Genomic DNA, 22,032 nt, shown 5'->3' with positions numbered 1-22,032 from the left:
GAAAAGCAGGCTACTGTGGCTCAGTCGGTAGAGCGACGCACTCGTAATGCGTAGGTCAGGGGTTCGAATCCCCTCAGTAGCTCGCTTTTTTTTACCATACCCCGCATGGCGTGACGGGATGCGCCTATGCGCAGCATCGGAAGCGGGAATTTATAGAAAATGTTTTGATGCGAGGCTATTATGGATATTCAGGTAGGGGATATTATAAAATTGAAAAAAAAGCATCCCTGTGGAAGTTTTGAATGGGAAGTCCTGCGAATTGGTGCGGATTTTCGTTTGAAGTGTGTCGGCTGCGGGCATCCTGTTATGATTTCCAGGAAACTGGTGGAAAAAAATATCAGAAATTTAAAAAGAGACTTGTAACAAGTCTTTTTTTATGTTATCATGATTAATCGTGATATGTTTTTTATTATTCCTTGCTCTCTGCGTATGACAGAGGGCCAGAAGACCAGAAGGAGGTGCAGCAGCATGAAGAAGTATGAATTATGCGTTGTTGTCACAACTAAAATCGAAGATGAGGAAAGAGCCGCAACCGTAGAAAAGGTTAAAGACATCATTACTCGTTTCGGTGGCAATGTGACAAACGTGGATGAATGGGGTAAGAGAAAGTTAGCTTACGAAATTCAGAAGATGAAAGAAGGCTTCTATTATTTCATTACTTTCGAATCTGATTCTAATTGTCCAAATGAAGTTGAACAGCGAGTTCGCATCATGGAAAATGTAATTCGGTATTTATGCATTAGACAGGACGCTTAATTTTCATTTTCAGAAAGAGGTGTAAGTCTAAATGAATAAAGTTATTTTGATGGGAAGATTAACAAGAGATCCTGAAGTACGGTATTCTCAGGGGGAACGCCCGGTAGCAGTTGCCAGATATACATTGGCGGTCAATCGGACATTTAAAAGAGCCGGAGAGCCGGATGCAGATTTCATCAACTGTGTGACATTTGGACGCAGTGCAGAATTTGCGGAAAAGTATTTCAGACAGGGTATCCGTATTGTTGTGTCCGGAAGAATCCAGACCGGCAGTTATACAAACCGTGACGGTGTTAAAGTTTATACGACAGACGTCATTGTGGAAGATCAGGAATTTGCCGAGAGCAAAGCGGCCAGTGACCAGTCCGCAGCAGCCTATGGCAGTCGGCCGGCCGCGGCAGCAGCACCGAGTGCTCCTGTAGGTGATGGTTTTATGAATATTCCGGACGGTTTGGATGAGGAATTACCTTTCAGCTAAATGTTAGATTCCGGAAATTAGAATTTGGATTAGGAGGTTAATAGTATGGCATTCGATAGAGAAAAAAGAAGCGACTCTCCAATGAAGAGACGTGGCGGACGCAGAAGAAAAAAAGTCTGCGTATATTGTGCAGATAAAAACGCTGTAATTGATTACAAGGATGTAAACAAATTAAAAAGATATATCTCTGAAAGAGGTAAGATTCTTCCTCGAAGAATCACAGGAAACTGTGCAAAACATCAGAGAGCTCTTACAGTTGCTATCAAGAGAGCAAGACATATCGCACTTATGCCTTATATCGTAGATTAATTAAGGCGCATATAATGGGAAGTTGAAGAGAGTGTCCGAAAGGATGCTCTCTTTTTGGTTTGCTGAAAACGGGAATGATTGTTAATGAAATATCAAAAAAGTGTTTGAAATGGTTCAACCAATCCTGAAAAAGTGTTTTAAGTGGTCTAACCACTTGGTGCTTTTTGACTGGTGAACCACACAAAAAAGACAAAAAGCACAAAAAATAAAATAAAAAATAGACAAAATAACTATATACTATTTTCTTAAAATTGTGAAAAAAATATTAAAAAACAAAAACATGATACATAATTAACAAAAATATTGGACAAACAGTAAAAAAAATATGCAAAATATCCAAAAAGGTATTGACGAATAAAACGGATTGTAATATTATTAACATTATGAAAGGGAACTTGCAAATAAAAAAGCAAAAGGGATTCGAAAAGGGATTCAAAAGGAGGGGTTTTATTTATGTATGCTATAATTGCTTTTATTCCTATCATTGTTACGGTTGTATTGATGGTCGGTTTTAACTGGCCGGCGAAGAGAGCACTTCCGTTGGCGTGGGCATTGGCGTTTGTGATTGGTGTTGCGGTATGGAAGATGAGTATTGCGGCCGCTGTGACACAAACGGTCATCGGTTTCCTTGAGGCGTTCGCCGTGCTGGTTATCATTTTTGGTGCTATCCTGATCATGAACACTTTATCTGCATCAGGCGCTATGGCTGCAATTAATCGCATGTTTACAGGCATTTCTTCAGATGCACGTATTCAGGCAATTATTATCGGTTTCATTTTTGGCGCGTTTATTGAAGGTGCCGCCGGGTTCGGTACACCTGCAGCGCTTGCAGCGCCGCTGCTGATCAGCGTGGGCTTCCCACCATTGGCGGCCGCTATTGTTGCTCTGATCTACAACTCCGTACCGGTATGTTATGGTGCGGTGGGTACACCGACAAACTCCGCATTTGCTGTTGTTTCTGAGTCTGTTACAAATCTTGGGCACAGTGCGGAAGGTTTTCTTTCAGAGCTGACTTTTTTCTCAGCTGTAAACATGGCCGTGGGCGCTTTTGTTATCATTACTCTCGGCATTATCATTCTTGTTACGATGTTTGGTAAAGATGCGGAACACAGAAAAGTTTCCAAAGCTTTTGAAGTTTTTCCATTTATCGTATTTGTAGCTGTTGTATTTGACGTTGTTTATCTTATAATTGCAAGATTTATCGGTCCGGAGCTTGTGTCTCTTGTAGCAGCCGTTGTTACATTGTTTGTTGTTCTTGCAACTTCTAAGAGCGGCTTCCTCATGCCAAAGAACGAATGGACTTTCGATGCGAAGGAAAATTGGGATAAGAGCTGGCTGTCCGTATCTGAAGTTTCCGAACCGGCTCAGTCGGATATGCCTCTGATGAAAGCATGGCTTCCATATTTCATTATCGGCGGTGCACTGGTTATCACTCGTGTGTGGTCCACTTTACAGCCGGACAGTTGGGCAGGTGCTATGAAGAGCTTTAAGATCACACTTCCGGTAATCAACTGGAGCTGGGCGATTCTGTGGAATCCGGGTGTTATTTTCATCATTGTTGCGCTTATTACGATTGCTTTGCATAAGATGGATGGCAAGGCTGTTAAAACGGCCTGGGCTGGTTCTCTGAATCAGGTTAAAGGCGCTGCGATCGCACTTTTGTTTGGTGTTGCGATGGTTTACATCTTCCGTAATTCTGCAAATGATAGCGTGACCGTTACATATATGATGGATGGAGCATCTAAAGGTCTTGGTTCTATGTTGACCATGATGGCTGACGGCCTTGGTTCTATTTTCAGAGGTGCATATATTATCATCGCGCCGCTGATCGGTGTTCTTGGCGCGTTCATGTCCGGTTCCAATACGGTATCGAATACACTGTTTTCCGGTCTGCAGTTTGAGACGGCAACCATGGTTGGCTTGCCGCAGGTTATTATCGTTGCACTCCAGAACAACGGTGGTGCAATCGGTAACATGGTTTGTGTAAACAACGTTGTTTCGGCTTGTGCAACTACAGGTACGATGGGTAACGAAGGTAAGATCATCCGTACAAACTTTGTTCCATGTATTGCATTCTGTATTGTTGTCGTTGTCGTATCCCTCATTGTTATGAATCTGGGATTAGTATCTGTACTCTGATGATGGGGATTAAAAAAAGATTGACGACAGGAAAAGAGTAAATTATACTATAAGAGGGCCGTCGCGCTGCGATGGCCCTTAGTTTTATGAGATAGGCAGGGGAACTTGAGATGTTTATCATTATGTATATTCTGGTTGCCGCGGGAGCGGGCGTGATGGTTTATTTTGGTTATTTGCAGGGTACAAGCCGGTTTTATATGACTCTTTTCAGCGCGGCCATCGTTTTGTACTGTCTTTATCTGGATTTTAAGAAGCGCATGGAGAAAAAAGCGGAAGAAGAAAGAAATGCACAGATAAAGAGTGGTAAAAAGAAAAGTAAAAATAACATGAATGCATCCGGACATGGAAAAAAACAGCCGAAACTGACCAGCGCTTCTAAAATAAAAGGTGGCCAGAACATCAGTATCCGGGATGCGGCGCATAAAGCAACAAAAGATAAGAACATCAGAAAATAAATAAGTATGCCCGGATGGGTATGAAAGAATAAGGCCCCAGACTGAAAAACAGACTGGGGTTTTTTTAACAATAAAATGTTAAGAAAATAACAAACAAAAAGCAAAAAAGTGTGTTTAATGGTTTGACCAATTTTGAATCAAGTTTTGAATGGTTTAACCAATTTCCAAATAGTCGTCCACATTGTATTTTTATATGTACAAAATGTACAATAAATTAGAAAGAAAACATATTCAAATTTAAAAAATATTCAAAAAAAATAAATTAAAAAAATAAAATGATACATATTTAACAAAATGAAGATAAAAAAGCGCCAATTTAATGTGCGGATTGTCTAAAAAGTGTTGACTAATCTTGAATATTGTAATATTATTAACAATATTAGAAGAATCCTGAATCTAGCAGGATTCGGACGATAAAATAAAGGCTGACAGGGTTTAAGAGAGGGAGGAAAAAACATGTATGCAATTATAGCTTTTATTCCAATCATTGTCACAATTATTGTTATGGCCGGATTTAACTGGCCGGCAAAAATCGCCCTTCCGCTGGCATGGCTTATCACAGCAGTGGTTTGTTTTGCCGCATGGAAAATGGACATCATCACGATCGCTGCTCAGACGATCGCCGGTTTCCTGAATTCCATTGATACCATCGTTATCATCTTTGGCGCGATTTTGATCATGAACACATTGAAACAGTCCGGTGGTATGGGCGTTATCAACCGTATGTTCACAAGCGTGAGTGATGACCCGCGTATTCAGGTTATTATTATCGGTTTTATGTTCGGTGCATTTATTGAAGGTGCTGCCGGTTTTGGTACACCAGCTGCTCTGGCTGCTCCGTTGTTGATTGGTTTGGGATTCCCGCCGCTTTGTGCAGCGATGTGCGCCCTGATCATGAACAGCACGCCGGTTGCCTACGGCGCTGTTGGTACACCGACAAACACCGCATTCAACATGGTTTCCAGTGAGCTGGGTGCTGCAGGTGTCACGAATACTGAAGCATGGAAATTAGGATTGACAAAATGGGTAGCTATCCCGAGTGCGATTATTTGTCCGATCATTATCTTTATCGTTGTATTTATGATGGTTAAGATGTTCGGTAAAGACAAATCAACAAAATATGCAATTGAAGTTATCCCATACATTTTATTGTCAGCGGTAGCCTTCGTTGTACCATATTTGATCTGCGCAGCTTTCCTTGGACCAGAGTTCCCGTCGTTGATCGGTGCTTTGATCGCATTGGTTATCTGTGTTGTTACAGCTAAAAAGGGTATCTTTGTTCCTAAGAGCAAGTTTGAATTCCCGGAACATTCTCAGTGGGCCGAACACTGGAAATCTACATCCGATGTTCAGGAAGATGAATCCATGAAAGTGGAAACAACTATGTCCCCTGTTATGGCATGGGTACCATATGGTATCATTGCTATCATCCTTGTAATCACACGTATTCCTCAGATTGGTATCAAAGGGATTCTTAATGTTACAACACCACCATTTGCCATCGCGATCAACTCCATCTTCGGTGTTGAAGTTGGTTTTGCATGGAAATGGGCTTGGAACCCGGGCGTACTTCCATTCATTCTTGTTGCCTTGCTGATCATTCCGTTGCATAAGATGAACGGTGAACGTGTGAAAGCTGCCTGGAAACAGACCTTCTCCATGGTTGGCGGCGCTGCCATCGCATTACTTTTTGGTATTGCCATGGTTCAGTTGTTCAAGATGTCCGGTGCACAGTTCAATAACAGCGGCATGGACAGTATGCTGATTGTTATGGCTAACGGTCTTGCAGATCTCTTTGGTACAGCTTATATTGTCGTAGCGCCTATCATCGGTGTTATCGGAGCTTTCATTTCCGGTTCAGCAACTGTTTCCTGTACACTGTTCTCCACACTTCAGTACGCAGCAGCAACTCGTCTTGGACTGGCTCCAATGCTGATCCTGGCTATGCAGGTTATGGGTGGTGCTATGGGTAACATGGTATGTGTAAACAATATCGTTTCTGCATGTGCAACTTGTGGTACGATCGGTGCCGAAGGTCGTCTGATGCGTTCCAACGTGGTTCCTTGTCTGATCTACGCCGCATTAACTATTTTGATTCTTGGCGGTTTGATTCTTTCCGGATTTAATCCGATCGCATAAGGAAGATACATAAAAAGGTCTCCGAAGTGATGCTTCGGAGACCTTCTTTATATAACAAGAGACATATCCTTTACTATTTTAATCCGAGGATTTCTTCAGCAATCCGTGCGGCATCCTCGATGCAACCCGGGCAGGAACGGAGAACTTTTCCTGTTTCAACACCCTTTAGGTCACAGCAGGCAATAGCTCCGTTTTTTTTCAGGAATTCATTAACGATAGCCGCGGAAAGCTTGTAGGTTGCCCCTTTTGAATTTGGCTGTTCCAGGTTGGCTGAACTGTTTTTAAAACCGGCCAGAAGGACGGCTCCGGTGATAGCGCCGCAGGTGCCGTGCATACCGCCCATGCCCAGACCAAAGGCTTCTCCGGCTTTAAACATGGTTTCTTCGTCAATGCCGACCAGATCGCAGAAAGCGCAGGCAACAGATTGACAGCAATTATAATTTTTATCGTGATTTTCAAGAGCTTTGGTGATTCTGTCTGACATAGTTATTTCTCCTTTGAATACATTACAGATTTTTTTATATCTTCCGCGATGGACGCGTCAGTCAGCAGGCCGATCAGTGCAGCGGCAAATTCGATGGCGGTGCCCAGACCGCGGCTTGTGATGATATGTCCGTCAATAACCGCATCATCAGTTACATGGACAGCGCCGATCAAGTCATTTTCGAAGCCCGGATAGCAGGTCGCTTTCCGGCCTTTAAGAAAGCCAAGATGTCCGAGGACCATAGGCGCGGCACATATGGCTCCGATATATTTACCCTTATCATAAAATTCCTTTAATAAAGCTTTGAGAGGTTCGCAAGCATTCAGGTTGCAGGTCCCTGGGGCTCCCCCCGGCAGAACCAGCATCTCCGTATCTGAAAAATCCGTGTCGGTAAAACAGGTATCCGCTGTGATATGAATACCATGGGCACCGGTGACTTCCAGTGTATCGCTGATGGAAACGATACGGACCGGTATGTCGGCACGGCGCATCAGGTCTACAACAGTTAAACCTTCAATTTCCTCAAGACCCGGTGCGAAAAAAATGCAAACTCGACTCATGTGGTGGCACCTTCTTTCAATCATATTTGTAATTGTTCCTATTATACTATAGATTCGTTGATTTTGAAATAGAGAAAAGTGTTTACCAGAACTTCGTAAAATGCTATAATATAGGATAAGTTGCTTTTACCTGTATTGATATAATTCAGAAAAAAGAGGTAATATAATGAGAAATGATATGGAAATCAAAGGGCGTTTGAAATGGTACCTGCGATGGCCGATTATATTGAATATCATTGTAGGGGTTATGACGTTGGGCGTTACGGTGATCGACCATAAGGCAGGCGCTCTGATGGGCGTTTTTTTTCTTGTCCATCTGATATTTTCCGTCGTTGTATCCTTTTATTCCAAGCCAGCTATTATGGAGGAATTGATTAACTTTGGTCTTCAGTTTGGTCAGGTACAAAAAAAGTTGCTTCATGAACTGGAAGTACCTTACGGAGTTCTTGATGCGACAGGAAAGTTGATGTGGGAGAACGAGGCTCTGTCAAAGCTTATTGGAAACACGGCTGTACGGAAAAATATTCTGAGTGTATTTCCTGCACTGGATCTGCAGAAAGTTTTGGAGATGGAGGAGAAGTGCTATTTAGAAATCGTCCATGAGAATCGGGTATATCGGACAGAGTTTTGTCGGATGCATGTGGAGGATTTTGCCGAGCATAATGATCTTGTTGGCTTCGATCATCCGGAAAATCTTCTGATTGCCATGTTTATGTTCGATGAGACGGATATACGGCGATATATTCGGGAAAATCAGGAGCAGAAACTGGTTGCCGGTATTATTTTTATTGACAATTTTGAAGAGGCCATGAACAGTACGGAAGAGGTCCGGCGGTCTCTGCTGGCAGCTCTGATCGAGCGAAAGATTACAAAATATATGCAGTCTTATGATGCGATTATCACTAAAGTGGAAAAAGACAGATATACATTTGTGGTAAATCATAAACATATGTCAGCCATCCAATCCAGCCGTTTTTCCATTTTGGATGAAGTTCGGGAGATTAACATAGGTAATGAAATGTCTGTCACATTGTGTATCGGTGTGGGGATGAATGCTATTTCCTATGGACAGTCCTATACGTGGGCGCAGAATGCCATTGATCTGGCTCTTGGCCGCGGCGGTGATCAGGCGGTTGTTAAAGCCGGAGATAAAATTTCCTACTATGGCGGCAAGACGAAGCAGGTGGAAAAAGGAACTCGTGTGAAAGCCCGTGTGAAGGCCCATGCTCTGAAACAGATTATCCTCGGAAAAGACCAGGTTATCATCATGGGACATAAGATTGGCGATGTAGATTCCTTTGGCTCGGCCATTGGTGTGTATCGGGCAGCGAAATCCCTGAATAAACCGGCGCATATTGTTATTAATGAAATTACGACATCCGTGCGTCCGATTATTAATAATTTTAAAAATAATCCGGATTATGAACCGGATATGTTCCTGAGAAGCAGCGAAGCGGCCGCGATCATGAATATGGAGACGGCGCTGATCGTGGTGGATGTGAATCGTCCATCCTACACGGAAGGACCGGAGCTTTTGAATCGAACGAAAACTGTGGTCATTCTGGATCATCACCGTCAGAGCAGCGAGTCTATTGAAAGTCCGGTATTGTCCTATATTGAACCCTATGCGTCATCGGCCTGCGAGATGGTTGCCGAGATTTTACAGTATATTACGGATGGCGTAAAACTGCGACCGATTGAGGCGGATGCCATGTTTGCCGGATTGATGATCGATACGAACAATTTCTCCAGTAAGACAGGGGCGCGTACCTTTGAAGCTGCCGCTTTCCTGAAAAAGAGTGGCGCGGATATTACCCGCGTCCATCTGGCTTTCAGAGACAGCATGGAAATTTACCGGGCCCGGGCGGAAGCCGTGCGCCATGCGCAAATGGAAAATAATATGGCTTATGCATCCTGTCCTGCGGAGGGACTGGAAAGTCCGACCATCGTCGGTGCACAGGTGGCCAATGAACTTTTAAATATTACAGGAATCAAAGCATCCTTTGTATTTACCCAGGTAAAAGAAACGATTTATGTCAGTGCACGTTCGATGGAGGGTCAGGATGGAATTAACGTCCAGCTTGTCATGGAACGCATCGGCGGCGGCGGTCATAGTACGATTGCCGGAGCTCAGCTTCAGAATATGACAGAAGCTCAGGGAATGGACCTTGTGAAACGGACGATAGCGGAGATGCAGAAAGAAGGAGCGATATAGATGAAAGTTATTTTATTAGAAGATGTAAAGAGCCTTGGAAAGAAAGGTGAACTTGTGGAAGTGAATGAAGGTTACGCAAGAAACTTTATTCTGAAGAAAAAACTTGGCTTGGAAGCAACGGCCAGGAATATGAATGATCTGAAACTGAAAAAGGCAAATGAAGAGAAAATTGCCAAAGAGCAGCTTGAAGCAGCGAAAGTATTTGCTGAGGAATTAAAAGAAAAAGTCGTTACGGTATCCATAAAGACCGGCGAAGGCGGACGGGTATTTGGTTCGGTTTCTACGAAGGAGATTGCCGCTGCGGCCAAGGCTCAGCTCAATCTGGATATTGACAAGAAAAAGTTGAATCTGCAGGAGCCGATTCGTATGGTGGGCACGGTCATTGTGCCTTATAAGGTACATCCGAAGGTAACAGGAGAATTGAAAGTGAAGGTTGTGGAGGCCTGATATGGCGATGGAAGAAGCGTTGATCAAGAGAATATTACCGCACAGTGATGAGGCGGAACGGGCTGTTATCGGTTCCATGCTGATGGATGCGGATGCTATTGTGACGGCTTCGGAGATGATCACCAGTGATGATTTTTACCAGAGACAGTATGGAATTCTCTTTGACGTGATGACGGAGCTGTACGGGGAAGATAAGCCGGTAGATCTGGTCACACTGCAGGAGCGGCTGAAAAATAAGGATGTGCCGCCGGAACTGACCAGTGTGGAGTTTATCAGCGGCATTTTAAACGATGTGCCGACCTCAGCTAATATAAAGCACTATGCGGAAACTGTGGCGGAAAAGGCCCTTCTTCGCCGAATGATACGGGCGAATGAGGAGATTGCCAATACTTGTTATCTCGGAAAAGAGCCTGTAGACCAGATCCTGGAGGAAACGGAAAAAAAGATTTTTGATTTACTCCAGAAAAAAAGTTCCGATGATTTTGTACCCATCCGGGATGTGGTCTTAAGTGTTATTGACAAGATTGAACTGGCGGCGAAACACAAAGGAACAGTCACCGGACTGGCTACCGGATTTTATGATCTGGACTATAAGACATCCGGTTTTCAACCGTCGGATTTAATTCTGGTGGCAGCCAGACCATCTATGGGAAAAACAGCGTTTGTTCTGAATCTGGCTCAGTACATTGCTGTGAAAAATAAAGTACCGACGGCCATATTCAGTTTGGAAATGTCGAAGGACCAGCTCGTCAACCGTTTGCTTTCTATGGAGTCAAAAGTGGATTCTCAGTTGATTCGTACAGGTAATCTGAGCGCTAATGATTGGGAAAAGCTTATTGAAAGCGCAGGCGATATAAGTAAGGCGCCTCTGATCATAGATGACACTCCTGGAATTTCCATTTCTGAGCTGCGTTCCAAGTGTCGGAAGTTTAAGCTCGAGAATGATCTGGGACTGGTCATTATCGATTATCTTCAGCTCATGAGCGGCGGCAGTAAACGGACGGATTCAAGGCAGCAGGAGATATCCGAAATTTCCCGTTCATTAAAAGCTTTAGCCAGAGAGATTAACGCACCGGTTATTGCATTGTCTCAGCTCTCACGAGCCTGTGAGACACGGCCTGACCATCGGCCTATTTTGTCCGATTTACGTGAATCCGGGGCCATAGAGCAGGATGCGGATGTGGTAATGTTCATCTACAGGGATGATTACTATAATAAAGATACGGATAAGAAAAATATTTCCGAGATTATTATTGCAAAACAGCGTAACGGACCGATTGGAACGGTAGAACTGGTATGGCTTCCGAATTACACGAAGTTTGCTAATAAATCAAAAAAATAAAATAGCGCATATTTCGGCGTATATTAAGCCGGTCACGAATAATGTGACCGGTTTTTTTGTTTTTCGAAAGACCGGTGTCGATAAGTTGTTAGGGCATAAAATTGAAATATTTTGGGGGTTTGCTATAATTTGATTGTTAGATAACGAGAAGGTTAAGTGGAGGTATTCTATGGAAGAGATGCGATACACAATATCGGATGCGGCAAAAATGGTGAAGGTTGAATCTCATGTACTTCGGTACTGGGAGGACGAACTGTCACTGGACATACCAAGGAATGAAATGGGCCATCGTTATTATACACAGCGGGAAATCGATGTATTTTGCCAAATACGGGCGTTAAAGGACAGAGGATTTCAGTTGAAAGCGATAAAAGATGTTCTTGAGATCATGTTTGAGGAAGAAAAAGAGACGAAGATTATCTCACTGAATAATGTACGGCAAAATTTTGGAGAGTCGGAAGGAAAATCTAAGAAAGTTGAAGAAAAGACTCAGAGAACAGAGGAGAAGGTTCAAAAGACTGAAGAAAAGGTGCAGAATTCGGAGGAAAAAACCGCAAAAGAAAAGGTGACGGAATTGGCAAAGGTAGAAGAAACAGAAAAACCTGTCGCTGTTACGGTAAGTCCGGCGGAGAAGATGAGTCATTTTAAATACATAATGGATGGTATCGTGTCTCAGGCGCTTCAGGCGAATAACCTGAAATTGGAAGAGTCAATTGCACGGCAGGTGACCGAACGGTTGATGCGGGAGATGGATGTTATGGAACAGGAACGGGAGCAAAGGGAGGAAATGCGTTTCAGAAAGCTGGATGAAGCCATTCGGGGAAGACAGCGGGGATATCAGGAAGCGGCTGCGGCGAAACTTCCGCCATATACGCCGACCAAAATGCATAAGAGGCATTTTAGTCTGTTCCGCAGATGAAAAAATAATTTTAAAAATACAGGGAGAGGGCGCTCGTGAGGTGGTAGATGACCGGAAGAGCGTCCTAAAAAAATAAGGTGCTTACGGAAAAACCGAAGCACCTTACTTTTTATTCTTTTAGAATTAATCAGCCTGAGAAATAGCGCCTGTAGGGCATGTTCCTGCGCAAGTACCGCAATCGATGCAGTCATCAGCTTTGATTTCGTATTTTCCATCGCCTTCAACGATAGCGCCTACTGGACATTCGCCAGCACAAGCACCACAGGAAACACAATCAGAAGAAATTACATATGCCATGATAGTTACCTCCTTATAAGTATGATAAATCAATTAGTACTTTTAAATTGTACGACCTTATTGTAATACAAAAGGCATCGGTTAGACAAGCATAACATGATAGATGAATGATATAATTTATCATTTAGCTAAATAATTGAGAATATCTGGAAAATAGGCAGGGGTGATTGAGGACTTGCAAACCTGGAGATAATGTATTATAATAAGCAATGATTAAAATTTCAGAAGGAGGACTTTGAAATGGCACAGGTAACAAAAGATACTATGATTGGCGATTTATTAAGAATCGATGCAGGTGTAGCGCCTATTTTAATGAGCATTGGGATGCATTGTCTGGGATGTCCATCTTCTCAGGGTGAAACCATCGCTGAAGCAGCAATGGTCCATGGTATTGATCCGGCAGCGTTAGTTGCAGAAATTAATAACTTCCTTGAAAAGAATAATAAATAGGATTCAATTCAATAGACGTAGAAAAACAGCGGGGAGAGATACTTCCCGCTGTTTTTACTGTTTACAGATTCGCCAGTTTTTGGATAGCCCTGTTTTTTAAAATCACTTTATAATGTTCATTATAGTAAGCCACAGATGCGTCGGTGGCCGGTACATAATCGCCGTATTCAATGGCGATATTGCAGACTTTATTGAATAGCTGCGGAGATGCCTTGCCTTTTGTGAGGATCAGGTAAAACTCGCCGGTTTTCGGATCTTTATATAAGGTGTTCGAGCTGTGATATCTGGAATAGATAGCGTCAGCATAGCGGCATACATCGTCCAATCGATGGAAACAGAAAATCTTTGTCATATTCAGATTCCCAAGGGATCGGAGGTTTTGCGGCTTGGAACCGGAAGGCAGAGGAATCTGGGATTCGTCGGAGGAAATCTCTTTGACGATCAATTCCTCACTGATCTTTTTGAATAAATCCAAAATGTCTGCCGCACTGCGGTAACCGGTCGGACTGTCGGAAGATTCATCTTCCGAATCCTCATCATCCAGAGATATATTCGTTGGTGAGAACTTTGAAAATCGAGTATCCAGCTCTTCTGGGTCCTCCACCTTTGTTACGATTAATATAATACATTCACTGGAGACAGGAATGGCTTCAATGACAAGCGGAATATCGTTCGCTTCAAATCCGACCTCTGTGGAAGCCTGAATCATCATATCGCGGAATAACCGCTTGGCTTTATCAGAACCGTAAGCAAGCTCGCTCAGCTTAATCTCACGATTTACTAAATCTTCTTTGCTCAACGTACAGCGAATCTGATTTTCATTAAGTCTCTCAATCTTCATAGAAATCACTCCTTTAATGTAGGATTGAGGTTACCTACAGTATACCTACAGCAGCGGAAACTGTAAAGAGATTAAAGTATTAAATTTTATAAAATTTTTGTCGAAGCAATGTGATTGCTGCTTAATTTTTCATTTGATATAATAAAGTATATAAGATTTCTAAGGTAATGTGCCTGACTTCCCAATTCATTTCAAAAATCTTTACTTTCCCATTATGTGAACCTTTACAATTAAAAATGCCTGGCATTATTATACTTAGCTAGTCTTATTATATGTCAAATGTGGGATATCATTACATATTTTGGGCCTGCATCTCCTTAAAAGTGGGTAAGATTTCCATTTACATTTGCCTGATAGGCTCCAATGTAGTATAATCGTAAATATAATCTGCATAGGAGTCTATCATTATGGAAAAACAAGAGATAAAGGGTTATCTGCAAAAACAGCATTCGATCGTGGGACGGATATTTTACGGCGTGGGGATTCTGACAGGGATCGCCATCATTTGCGGATTACTTTTTTGGAGAAATCCATTTATGATATCGTCCGTGGATGCTTCGGAAGAATCGGTATCCTGGCAGCCGGAGGAAACGAAGGCGTACGTTCGGGTGAATCATATGGATTTGAGATTTACAGGTTTTTATACGGTGGATACAAAAAATGAAATCAGCGGATACTATTATATCGGGTCTATTGGAGAACAGTCATGGTTTGTAGAAATTCCGGCAGAGACAGATGACGCCGGCCTTTCTCAGGCGATGCCGGACTTAACAGATATGGAATTTGTGGCCCGGGTATCGGACGACATGTCGGTGCTTGAAAAAGCAGCGGAGAGTGAAAGTATGACGACAGAAACGTATATTGAGACCTATAATATTTCTGATAGAGTTCTTTTGACTTACGATACATACCGGGAAGCAGATATCCTTTATTATGCCATTGGATTTTTAATCATGCTCGGTTGTTTTGTGGCAGGCAGATTGTTTATCCACGAGACTTAAAAACCAAAAAGGAAGGTTAGGTTGAAGCACATGAATAAGATAAGAAGAATTATGGGAATGTTGTTGATTTCTGTATGCCTCCTCGGTATTCTTGGCGGATGCGGCATAATTGACGAATTTCGATCAGAGAAAGACCTGGTAGACTATAATGCCACATATGGTGTTTCGGATGGGGAGTATACACTTACATTGAATAATTCTATGCTGGAGGCAAAGGCGATCGATGACGGCGCCGGGAATGTCTATATGGATGTAAATACGGCAAATCAGTACTATAACTCCAGAATTTACTGGGAGGAAGATGAAAATTGCGTTTTGTATGCAACACCGGAAGGCATGGCTCAGTACACACCGGATTCTACGTCTTATATAGTGGGAACAAAGACCACAACGAGCGATATTCCTGTAGTCATTAATCGAAACGGAATGCTCTATATTTCTCTTGATTTTGTGAAAGAGAATACGAAGATGGACAGTGCGGTCTTTACGGAACCGAATCGGGTAGTTACCCGAACGGAATGGGGCGAAGCTTATATGACGACGGTGACTGGAAAGAAAGCGGTCATCCGCTATCAGGGAGGTATAAAAAGCCCGGTTTTCAGAGATTTGGAACGGGGAGAAAGACTGTACGTGCTGGATGATGGCGCCGGTGATGAATGGGCCCAGGTGATTACTGAGGATGGTTATAACGGATGGGTTAGGAATGAAGATCTGGATACACCATCTATGGCAGCCCTGACCGAACCGGAATTTACGGAACCGGTGTTTACCGGCATTTCTAAAAACTATAAAATTAATCTGGCGTGGCATGGGGTGTACAGTGAATCTGCTAATGAAGAACTGGAACAGATTTTGACAGAGGTGCCTGGAATTAATACGATCAGCCCTCGTTGGTTCTATTTCCAGAATACGGACGGCGATCTGACGACACTTGGAAGTGCAGATTATGTGCATACAGCCCATGGAGCCGGAATTGAAGTTTGGGCGATGTTTACCAATGAATTTACGAACTTTGATGGGGAGATGACAGATGAGATTCTATCATCCAGAGCGAAACGCCAGCATGTACTGGAACAGCTTTCATCTTATATTGATGCATATGATCTGGATGGTGTCAACCTTGATTTTGAGATGATCGGCGAGTCGGGCGCGGATAATTATATTCAGTTTGTCCGTGAACTTTCCGAATTGTGTCGTGAAAAGCATATTGTTTTTTCTATTGATAATTATACACCGATGTACTGGCGGCATTATAATCATAAAGAAGAGGGAATTTTTGCCGATTATATCATCATTATGGGGTATGATGAACATCATTCCGGATCGGAGGTGGCGGGATCTGTTGCGTCCATGGACTTTGTGCGCCAGGGGATTGAAGATATGATCGCTATGGTGCCGAAGGAAAAGGTTATCAATGCGATTCCTCTGTATACGCGTGTATGGGCAACAGATGTCAATGGCATTGTGGAATCCTTTAATGCGGGTATGACAGAGGCGGCTGGCTATCTTGAGAGCCATGACGTGACACCAGTCTATGATGAGAGCACCGGACAGAATTACGGCGAATATACATCGGAAGTCGATGGGCGCCGCTATCAGATCTGGCTGGAGGATGAGACATCCCTCAGAGCCCGCATGCAGATGATTCAGGAATATGATCTGGCCGGTGTTGCCAGCTGGAGCATCGGATGGGAAAGCGGCCCGGAAATCTGGCAGATCATTGCCAGCTATATGAATTAAAGATATCTTGCGAAGCGTCGGCAGACGTGCTATAGTAAAAACAAGAGAACAACCGCCCACAAAAGTGGTTGACTTCGTCAATAAGTTAAGAATACCATCCTCATTCCTTGGTCAAAAGTTTAGAGGGTGGTTTTCTTGTATTCTAAAACGTTAGTGACAAATCATGTAAATGAAAGTCAGCAATGCTAAAAGGAACATGCCAAAGGCCATCAGGTCTTTAGAAAGTATATTTCAGTAAACTTCCGGCTGCACAAAAAAAGCCGCTGATATGTTCAGAAAAAGCGTTTCAAGCTTTTGAGGAACATATCAGCGGCGCCTTTTACTCGTGTCTCAAGGCATCAATCGGATTAAGGTTTGCTGCTTTAATGGAAGGCAGCAGACCGAAGAGAATACCAATGGCCATGGAGAAAAGCACAGAGAATATAATAGCCGGCACGCTGATCGCGGATGGGGTTTGTGAAATTCTGGAAATTACCTGAGCCATGACAATACCGGCCGCGACACCGATAATACCGCCAAGGCTGGTCAATACGGCAGCTTCGGTCAAAAACTGGGCGAGAATCCGGCGCTTTCTTGCACCAATCGCTTTCTTTAAACCAATTTCTCTTGTGCGTTCAGTAACGGATACAAGCATGATGTTCATAACGCCGATACCGCCGACAAGAAGAGAGATACTGGCAATCCATATTAACTGTTGATTTGTAGCTGCGCTTAATTCCTGGAGGCTTTTTGCCTGTTCCAAAAGGTCGGAAGCCTTATATTTGATATCCGAGGAGGTGACATAACTGTTCAGCAGATCGGCACATTTGCGTCCTGCGCTGCTCATTTCATCCGTGCTGGCAGCCCGGATGATAAGGTTCTGCGGTTCATCGTAACTGTAAGGAATTGACCAGGATGCATCTGGAATAAAGATGATGCCGCCGTCGCTGCCTGCGGCCATATAGTTATAATAATCTTCCATCGAATTGATGACCGGCTTAAAGGTGTTGGACTTTTCACAGACACCGATAACTGTAAAAGGTTCCCCCTGAATTTCAATGGTCTGGTCAATTGGCTCATTGCCGCCAAATAGGGAATTATAAGCCGCCGAATCTAAAATAGCTACTTTTCGGAAGCTTTTGTAGTCTTTATCGACAAAGCCGCGCCCTTTCTGTATCTGGTATCCACAGGTAGAAAAGTACTGCTCGTCGATACCGTAGATTTTGCCGCCGTTTAAAGAGGTATTATGATAGTAAATGCCCTCGGCGTAATTTCTGTTCAAGTAAAGAGATGCCTTTTCCACACCGTCAATTTCCAGAATACTTTCACGGATTTCATCAGTGATGATGGGAACCCCCTGAGGCAGTCCATTGTAGGCGGCCTCATATTCCCAATCATTCTGATATAATTTTATTTCTACTGTATTATTTCCGGCGCCGACCAGATTCTGTTTAATCTGCTCGTTGGTTCCCTTGATCGTGGAGACAATGGAAATAATGGCTGCAATACCGATGATAATACCAAGCATCGTAAGGAAGGAACGCATCTTGTGAGACCAGATTCCCTGGATGGAAAGTCTTATATTTTCAAGCATATGGGAATCCTCCTTTAATAATAGGAAGGAGATTCAACTTCTTCAGTTTTAACTCCCTCTTTTACATTTTTTCCATATGGAAATGCAATTAAATCTTCCGTGGTGAGACCACTTTTGATTTCCTGATAGTAACCGTACATGACAGCTCCTGCTTCAATCACCTGTTTTTTCAGCCGCCCCTTTTCATCTGCAATAAAAACATAGTGCTCGCCGTTATCTTCCCGGACGTAGGCTTTTGGAATATATAACTTGGAATCAGTGCCGCTTCCGTCAGAAGAAATATTAATGCTGACCGACTGGTTATTTTTAAATCCGCTGGTTTCACTTAAGAAAGCGGTAAAGGGATAATTTGACGTATTCGGATTGGTGCCGTAGGAGGATGCATTATCGGATACAGGATAGTCGGAGATAGACGTAATCTCAGCTTCGGCCATCATGCCCGTTTCCATATTAGTGACAGAAATACGCTGTCCTACGGCGATTTCTTCCCGTTTTAATTCATTGACTGTACCCTTTAGATAGAATCCGTCCTGACTGGATACTGAAATAAACGGAGTGTTGGCATCAACGCCTGTGTTCGGATCGCCAACCGATTTAATCTGTCCGTTGACGGTACTCAGAATCGTTCCCTCCGCGATTTCTTTGCGCATCTTTTCATATTTGAGAACGGCTTCTTTCCGGTCAATATTTAAGGTGGTCAATTCATGTTTCTTTTTTGTCAATTGGCGGTCACGCTCTTCAGCGGTAATTCCATCATATGGATTCACTTCACTTTCGCCAGCGGAAGTGATATCGGAAATTTGAGTGTTGTAGTTATACATAAATTCTTCCAGAGTCATTTCATAAAAATCTTCCGGGATATCAAAATTATAGCCGTCCAGATAAATACGTTTTCCGATGGATGGGATCTGCAAAAATACAACCAGAGGTTCACCGATCTTACGGCCGGTGTCCATATCCAGACCTTTGATCCGGTATAGAAAATCGGGAGTAATAATGGTTTCCGGTGCGCATTTTACGGTATAGATATTCTGGGTATCATCTTTTAAAAATAAAATCGTCTGGCGGTCCAGCCGATAAACGATCGCATCCGGGTCTGCGGGAATCGTACCCGGGGATGAAAGCAGCTGATGTTCATCAGCTTTTTTTGAAATCTCCGGAAGCCCCTCCCCATTCGAATTTCCAGGGGTGCCGTAGCCGATGGCGGCTGTTTCAAGAAAATGGATGTCCCGGTTTGCAGCCTGTATCTGCAGGTCGATATTATCAATGGCAAGAGCCTGCATTTCCAAATCCAGAGTTGCCAACGTGTTATCCATGATCATCAGCGGTGTTCCGACGGAAACCGTATCACCTTCGTTGACGAGAATTTCCTGAATGACCTGATTTTCTGTGATATAAACATCCTGGGTCAGGTCCGTGGTCACTATGCCGTAAGAGGAATTATCTTCCCACATTGGAACGGAAACGGCTGAGACCGGAGAAACTTCTACCCGAGTATTCGCATTCTTATAAATACGATAGCCTCCGATGTTGATACTGATGACAGCGACAGCAGCGGCCAGACTAATTGTCAGAATCAGTGGTTTTTTCATAAGCCAGAGCCTCCCTCCCTGTGAGAATACCATCACGGATGATTGCCTGGCGTTTGGCATGGGAGGCAATCTCCGCATCGTGAGTGATCATAATGATCGTAATACCTTCATCATTGAGCTTCTGGAAGAGCTCCATGACCTGTTCACCGGAGCTGCTGTCCAGTGCACCTGTGGGCTCGTCGGCGAGGAGAATCGTCGGATGATTGACGATGGCTCTGGCGATAGCCACACGTTGCTGTTGTCCGCCGGAAAGCTGTGTCGGTTTAAAATGAAGGCGGTCGCCAAGACCGACTCTTTCCAGGGCCTCAGTAGCCCGTTCAATGCGTTCCTTCTTGGAGATACCGGCATAAATCAGCGGCAGGTAGACATTTTCCAGAGCTGTCTGTTTCGGAAGCAGATGGAAACTCTGGAATACAAAGCCGATATTGTATAGCCGGGTGTCGGAGAGTTCATTATCCGAATAGGTCAGCACATCTTTTCCGTTCAGATGATAAGAACCGGATGTTGGCTTGTCCAGACAGCCAATGATATTCATCAGAGTTGTCTTGCCGGAACCAGAAGGACCCATGATCGCCAGATATTCACCTTCTTCAACAGAAAGGGAAATATCTTTCAGAATATGGACGGACATCTTACCCTGTATATAATCCTTATAAACATGTTCTAATTCAAGTATCATTCAACCATTCCCTCCATATTGTCGGAAATACCCATATCGGAGTCTTCCTGAGAGCCGGCATTGACACATGGCATACCTTCAGTCAGTGTATCTTCTGGAAAAGCGATGGCATCTTCCGGTGTGAGCCCTGAAGTGATTTCGTATTCGTCCATCTCTTCGTCATGTTCGCCAGTAGTTATCTGACGTTTTTCCAGTTTGTCATTCTTTCCGCAGACCCATACATAGGCGTCGTTTCCGTCAATGATCAGGTAGTAAGCCGGAAGCCACAGATCTTCTTTGGCCCCGGCCTGCCCAAAGTCCGGCTCCATAAACACATGCTGTCCGAGCATGAGGGCTGCCTCGTCGTTCAGTTCCACATAAAAATTATAGGAAGAGGAGGACGTGTTCGTGTCACTGCCGGATGAATACATATTGTTCTGGCTGCTGACCGGATTTTCCGTGTCTATCTCAGTCACTGTGCCCCGCCAGGTGAGATTTTCATCGATTCTTGAATGAACGAGCATTTCCTGTCCTGTGGAGATGGCATACATATTCTGTTCATTGATCGTTCCTTTAATGCGATATTCATTATTCGAAAGAATGGTCATATAGGAAGTATCATTGTCATATCCGTAGGATGCCTGAGAACCGTCGTTGATAGATTTTACAACTCCGTCAATTTCGCTGGTGATCGTGGAATTTTCCAGGGATTTGCGAATCTGCTCAATTTCAACACCTTTGCTCTTCTGATTATACTCGGCTCGTTTCACATCGTTTTGGGCAGTCAGGATCTGAGTCGTATAGGAAAATGCTTCACTTTCCGGGGCTTTGGCCTTTTCATTCTGAAGCGTTTCAATCTGGTTATAGAGGGTGGAAATTTCTGTGGTGATTCGTTCCAGCTCCAGTTCGGCTTCGCTTAACTTCATTTGAATTTCATCCGTATCGTAAGAAAAAAGCGGTGCGCCTTTGGTTACCGTATCGCCCTCCTTCACGAAAACCTCCTTAACATTTTTATCAGAGGCCTTTTGGATTTTGATGGTCTTCTGAGGCTCAACAACACCGGCATAGCGGTTTACCGTACCGATGGATGTGTTGGTCAGCATGGACACCGGAGTCGTATAAGCAACCACACCGTCGGCAGGGGATGAAGATTTCCTGAAAACCAAAAACCAGATGCCGATGAGAAGAACCAGAACAATTGCTGCACCGGCCGAAACAAAGATAATCTTTTTCTTTTTAGTCATGTTTTTTCCTCCAATAAAAAGTGTATACAATATAACCATTATACCATAAATCCCACAGCATCAGTGGAAAATACTGCTAAAAGGGAAAATTTAAGATTTACGAAAGAAAATCTAAGGAATTAAAATTGAAGAGTTGACAGTAGAAAAAATATATAATATGATATAGAGTGCAAAAAACGAAGATGGAGACAGTAACTTTATAGGAAGTTTCCCAGAGAGTCCGGGATGGTGGAAGCCGGATATCAGTAGTATAAAGTCGAAGATCACTCCGGAGTTGCAAACTGAAAGTCTCAAAGGCCTGTAGGGGAGACGGTATCCCGCCGTTATCGGGAGGACATATGAAGGGTATGTTGCACAGGTGGTATAATGATAGTTTTTTCAGGGCTTTCATCC

General features: G+C 43.4%; 22 protein-coding genes and 1 tRNA gene. 15 read left to right on the top strand and 8 right to left on the bottom strand.

Translation table 11 applies throughout. The features are described 5' to 3' along the window. Positions 1-9: 9 nt before the first annotated feature. The 8 genes from EV212_RS08905 to EV212_RS08870 all read left to right on the top strand — a co-directional run bounded on the left by EV212_RS08905 (position 10) and on the right by EV212_RS08870 (position 6,276). A tRNA-Thr gene (locus tag EV212_RS08905) sits at positions 10-82 on the top strand. Between the two features lie 98 nt (positions 83-180). Further along, positions 181-363 carry a DUF951 domain-containing protein gene (locus tag EV212_RS08900; RefSeq protein ID WP_132092020.1) on the top strand — a complete coding sequence of 61 codons (183 nt, stop codon included), beginning with the start codon at positions 181-183 and terminating at the stop codon, positions 361-363. A gap of 105 nt (positions 364-468) precedes the next feature. After that, positions 469-756 carry a 30S ribosomal protein S6 gene (gene rpsF / locus EV212_RS08895; RefSeq protein WP_132092017.1) on the top strand — a complete coding sequence of 96 codons (288 nt, stop codon included), beginning with the start codon at positions 469-471 and terminating at the stop codon, positions 754-756. Between the two features lie 31 nt (positions 757-787). Further along, the gene (locus EV212_RS08890) at positions 788-1,234 is read left to right on the top strand and encodes a single-stranded DNA-binding protein (RefSeq protein WP_132092014.1); all 447 of its coding nucleotides are present in this window, start codon (positions 788-790) and stop codon (positions 1,232-1,234) included. A gap of 45 nt (positions 1,235-1,279) precedes the next feature. Beyond that, the gene (rpsR, locus tag EV212_RS08885; RefSeq protein ID WP_132092011.1) at positions 1,280-1,543 is read left to right on the top strand and encodes a 30S ribosomal protein S18; all 264 of its coding nucleotides are present in this window, start codon (positions 1,280-1,282) and stop codon (positions 1,541-1,543) included. 453 nt (positions 1,544-1,996) lie between these two features. Next, positions 1,997-3,682, top strand: a complete 1,686-nt coding sequence (locus EV212_RS08880; protein ID WP_132092008.1) for an L-lactate permease — start codon at positions 1,997-1,999, stop codon at positions 3,680-3,682. 110 nt (positions 3,683-3,792) lie between these two features. Continuing rightward, complete coding sequence (locus EV212_RS08875) at positions 3,793-4,137, top strand: hypothetical protein (RefSeq protein WP_132092006.1); 345 nt, start codon at positions 3,793-3,795, stop codon at positions 4,135-4,137. Between the two features lie 456 nt (positions 4,138-4,593). Next, positions 4,594-6,276 carry an L-lactate permease gene (locus EV212_RS08870; protein ID WP_132092003.1) on the top strand — a complete coding sequence of 561 codons (1,683 nt, stop codon included), beginning with the start codon at positions 4,594-4,596 and terminating at the stop codon, positions 6,274-6,276. A gap of 73 nt (positions 6,277-6,349) precedes the next feature. On the opposite strand, the gene EV212_RS08865 is transcribed toward EV212_RS08870, so the two are convergent. Both EV212_RS08865 and EV212_RS08860 read right to left on the bottom strand, forming a co-directional pair. After that, the gene (locus tag EV212_RS08865; RefSeq protein WP_132092000.1) at positions 6,350-6,760 is read right to left on the bottom strand and encodes a C-GCAxxG-C-C family protein; all 411 of its coding nucleotides are present in this window, start codon (positions 6,758-6,760) and stop codon (positions 6,350-6,352) included. A gap of 2 nt (positions 6,761-6,762) precedes the next feature. Further along, entirely contained in the window at positions 6,763-7,320 is a 558-nt protein-coding gene (locus EV212_RS08860; RefSeq protein WP_132091997.1) for a DJ-1 family glyoxalase III, read from the bottom strand. 166 nt (positions 7,321-7,486) lie between these two features. Here EV212_RS08860 and EV212_RS08855 point away from each other — a divergent pair, with 166 nt between their 5' ends. From EV212_RS08855 to EV212_RS08840, 4 genes are all read left to right on the top strand, one after another. Continuing rightward, a complete protein-coding gene (locus tag EV212_RS08855; RefSeq protein ID WP_132091994.1) occupies positions 7,487-9,535 on the top strand; it encodes a DHH family phosphoesterase in 2,049 nt (682 codons plus the stop codon). Beyond that, positions 9,536-9,982: a 50S ribosomal protein L9 gene (gene rplI, locus EV212_RS08850; RefSeq protein WP_132091991.1), complete on the top strand. Its 447-nt coding sequence runs from the start codon at positions 9,536-9,538 to the stop codon at positions 9,980-9,982. A 7-nt stretch (positions 9,983-9,989) separates the two neighbouring features. Beyond that, positions 9,990-11,324 (top strand): replicative DNA helicase, encoded by a 1,335-nt coding sequence (dnaB, locus tag EV212_RS08845; RefSeq protein WP_132092178.1) that lies wholly within the window; start codon positions 9,990-9,992, stop codon positions 11,322-11,324. Between the two features lie 169 nt (positions 11,325-11,493). Next, positions 11,494-12,243, top strand: coding sequence for a MerR family transcriptional regulator (locus tag EV212_RS08840; protein WP_132091987.1), 750 nt, complete (start codon positions 11,494-11,496; stop codon positions 12,241-12,243). A gap of 123 nt (positions 12,244-12,366) precedes the next feature. On the opposite strand, the gene EV212_RS08835 is transcribed toward EV212_RS08840, so the two are convergent. Then, positions 12,367-12,540: a DUF362 domain-containing protein gene (locus EV212_RS08835; RefSeq protein WP_132091984.1), complete on the bottom strand. Its 174-nt coding sequence runs from the start codon at positions 12,538-12,540 to the stop codon at positions 12,367-12,369. Positions 12,541-12,780: 240 nt separating this feature from the next. Here EV212_RS08835 and EV212_RS08830 point away from each other — a divergent pair, with 240 nt between their 5' ends. Further along, the gene (locus EV212_RS08830) at positions 12,781-12,990 is read left to right on the top strand and encodes a DUF1858 domain-containing protein (RefSeq protein ID WP_132091981.1); all 210 of its coding nucleotides are present in this window, start codon (positions 12,781-12,783) and stop codon (positions 12,988-12,990) included. Positions 12,991-13,051: 61 nt separating this feature from the next. Here EV212_RS08830 and EV212_RS08825 read toward each other — a convergent pair whose 3' ends face one another. Then, on the bottom strand, positions 13,052-13,831 hold the full coding sequence (locus EV212_RS08825) for an adaptor protein MecA (protein WP_132091978.1): 780 nt from the start codon (positions 13,829-13,831) through the stop codon (positions 13,052-13,054). A 407-nt stretch (positions 13,832-14,238) separates the two neighbouring features. Here EV212_RS08825 and EV212_RS08820 point away from each other — a divergent pair, with 407 nt between their 5' ends. Then, positions 14,239-14,832: a hypothetical protein gene (locus EV212_RS08820; protein ID WP_132091975.1), complete on the top strand. Its 594-nt coding sequence runs from the start codon at positions 14,239-14,241 to the stop codon at positions 14,830-14,832. A 30-nt stretch (positions 14,833-14,862) separates the two neighbouring features. Then, positions 14,863-16,572 (top strand): glycosyl hydrolase family 18 protein, encoded by a 1,710-nt coding sequence (locus EV212_RS08815; protein ID WP_132091972.1) that lies wholly within the window; start codon positions 14,863-14,865, stop codon positions 16,570-16,572. A 319-nt stretch (positions 16,573-16,891) separates the two neighbouring features. Here the strand turns inward: EV212_RS08815 and EV212_RS08810 are convergent, their stop codons facing one another. Genes EV212_RS08810 through EV212_RS08795 form a run of 4 tightly spaced genes read right to left on the bottom strand, consistent with a single transcriptional unit; the run spans position 16,892 to position 21,639 of the window. Beyond that, a complete protein-coding gene (locus EV212_RS08810) occupies positions 16,892-18,145 on the bottom strand; it encodes an ABC transporter permease (protein ID WP_132091969.1) in 1,254 nt (417 codons plus the stop codon). Between the two features lie 14 nt (positions 18,146-18,159). Next, complete coding sequence (locus EV212_RS08805; RefSeq protein WP_132091965.1) at positions 18,160-19,737, bottom strand: efflux RND transporter periplasmic adaptor subunit; 1,578 nt, start codon at positions 19,735-19,737, stop codon at positions 18,160-18,162. After that, complete coding sequence (locus tag EV212_RS08800) at positions 19,709-20,416, bottom strand: ABC transporter ATP-binding protein (RefSeq protein ID WP_132091962.1); 708 nt, start codon at positions 20,414-20,416, stop codon at positions 19,709-19,711. The genes EV212_RS08805 and EV212_RS08800 overlap by 29 nt, the downstream gene beginning before the upstream one ends. Beyond that, positions 20,413-21,639, bottom strand: coding sequence for an efflux RND transporter periplasmic adaptor subunit (locus EV212_RS08795; RefSeq protein ID WP_165873344.1), 1,227 nt, complete (start codon positions 21,637-21,639; stop codon positions 20,413-20,415). Before EV212_RS08795 ends, EV212_RS08800 begins: the two co-directional genes overlap by 4 nt. Positions 21,640-22,032 lie beyond the last annotated feature (393 nt).

Source organism: Frisingicoccus caecimuris, assembly GCF_004340975.1.
Lineage (GTDB): Bacteria > Bacillota > Clostridia > Lachnospirales > Lachnospiraceae > Frisingicoccus > Frisingicoccus caecimuris.
The sequence above is the reverse complement of the archived record's forward strand: the minus strand, read 5'-3'. Positions and strand labels throughout refer to the sequence as shown.